General features: G+C 78.1%; 1 protein-coding gene and 1 pseudogene. One reads left to right on the top strand and one right to left on the bottom strand.

The window, feature by feature from the left end:
- Positions 1 to 339 (bottom strand): annotated as a pseudogene (locus GTQ99_RS22630) (hypothetical protein); the annotation flags it as partial.
- A gap of 343 nt (positions 340 to 682) precedes the next feature.
- Here GTQ99_RS22630 and GTQ99_RS22635 point away from each other — a divergent pair.
- Positions 683 to 2002: zinc-dependent metalloprotease (locus GTQ99_RS22635; protein ID WP_420814615.1), on the top strand; the 1320-nt coding region annotated here is incomplete at its 3' end.

Here is a 2002-nt window from a genome sequence, read left to right on the forward strand (position 1 = left end):
CCCCTGCCCGCGGTCCTCCTCCTGCTCCCGCCCCGCGTGGGAGCCCGCGATGACGTCGACCACCGGTCCCGGGCTCAGCGCCACGTACGGCACGTGCAGGACGCCCAGCAGCGCCGTCAGCAGGACGGCGGTGAAGGCGGAGACGGCCAGCAGCAGCCCGCGGGGCGACAGGCCCTGGCGCCCGGCCGGCTCCCCCGCGCCCGCGTGCGCACCCGGCCCCCGCTCCGTCCCCTGGCCCGGTCCCTGCTCCGGTCCCTGCTCCGGTCCCGGCTCCGGTCCCTGGCCCGGGACCTGGCCCGGTGCACCGGTCGGGAGGTCGCCGGGGGCTGCGCTCGACACCCCCGCACCCTACGTTCGCTGCCCGCGAAGTCCGCCGCCGACCGGGGCCGCGGCGGAACGCTGCGCTCCCGCCGCTCGTCGTGCCCGGAGCGGGGCGTCATCATGGGAGACGACCTGCGGGAGACGGAACCGGACCGCGACGGCCCGCACGCGGGCGGCCGGGGTCCAGGAGGCGGAGGACACGGTGGACCAGCGAGACGACGAGGGGCGCGAGCGCCCCGAGGGCGAGGACGGCCCCGAGGACACCCCGCGCGAGGACCGGGACGCGGGGGGCCAGCCGGGCTTCCGCCCCTCGGGCACGCCCGCGCCCAAGCCCGGGCAGCCCTCGGGCAGCGGCAACCCCCTGGAGGACCTGCTCGGCCCGCTCTTCGGCGGGCAGTTCCCCGGCGGGCAGGTGCCCGGCGGCTTCCCCGGCGGGATGCCCGGGGGCTTCCCCGGTGCGATCCCGGGCTTCGGCGAGGCGGGCTTCGACCCTGCCGTCATGGGCCAGGTGCTCGCCCAGCTGCAGAAGTTCCTCTCCACCCCCTCCGACGCCCCGGTGAACTGGGACGTCGCGCACGACCTGGCCCGCCAGGCCGCCGCGCAGACCGGCGACCCGACGCCCAACGCGGTGGACCGCCGCGAGGTCGAGGACGCCCTGCGGGTGGCCGACCTGTGGCTGGACGGCGTCACCGACCTCGAGCAGGCGGCCACGACCCTCGAGGCGTGGAGCCGCGCGGAGTGGGTCGAGAAGACGATGCCGGTCTGGCGCCAGCTCGTGGAGCCCGTCGCCACCAACGTCGCCGCCGCCATGGGCGACGCGATGGCCGCGCAGGCACCGCCGGAGCTCGCGGCGATGCTCGGCTCGGCCGGCGCCATGCTGCGCCAGGTCGGCGGTGGGGTCTTCGGGATGCAGGTGGGCCAGGCCATCGGCCAGCTCGCCGGCGAGGTCGTCTCCACCACCGACGTCGGCCTGCCGCTGGCGCCGAGCGGGCGCGCGGCCCTGCTGCCGACCAACGTCCGCTCCTTCGCCGACGGCCTCGAGGTGCCGCTGGACGAGGTGCGCCGCTACCTGGCGCTGCGCGAGGCCGCCCACCAGCGCCTGTTCGCCCACGTGCCGTGGCTGCGCGGGCACCTGCTCGGCAGCGTGGAGTCCTTCGCGCGCGGCATCAGCGTCGACGGCGAGCGCATCGCCGAGGCGGCCCGCCAGGTCGACCCCACCAACCCCGAGTCGCTGCAGGAGGCGCTCGGCTCGGGCATCTTCGAGCCGGAGAGCACCCCGCAGCAGAAGGCGGCGCTGGCCCGGCTGGAGACGGCGCTCGCCCTCGTCGAGGGCTGGGTGGACCACGTCAGCGACGAGGCCGCCCGCGGCGTGCTGCCGCACGCGGCCGCGCTGCGCGAGACGATGCGCCGGCGCCGGGCCACCGGCGGACCGGCCGAGCACGCCTTCGCGGTGCTCGTGGGCCTGGAGCTGCGCCCGCGCCGGGCGCGGGAGGCGAGCGCGCTGTGGGAGCAGCTGCTCGCGCGCGGGGACCGCGGCGCCCGCGACGCCGTGTGGGACCACCCGGACCTGCTGCCGACCGCCGACGACCTCGACGACGTGGCGGCCTTCGTGCAGCGGCGCCTCGGCACCGTCGACGCGCCCGTGGAGGGCGAGGACGCGATGGACGCCGCGCTGCGCGAC

Origin of the sequence: Kineococcus vitellinus, from assembly GCF_009906315.1 — a bacterium.
In the GTDB taxonomy this organism is placed as follows: domain Bacteria; phylum Actinomycetota; class Actinomycetes; order Actinomycetales; family Kineococcaceae; genus Kineococcus; species Kineococcus vitellinus.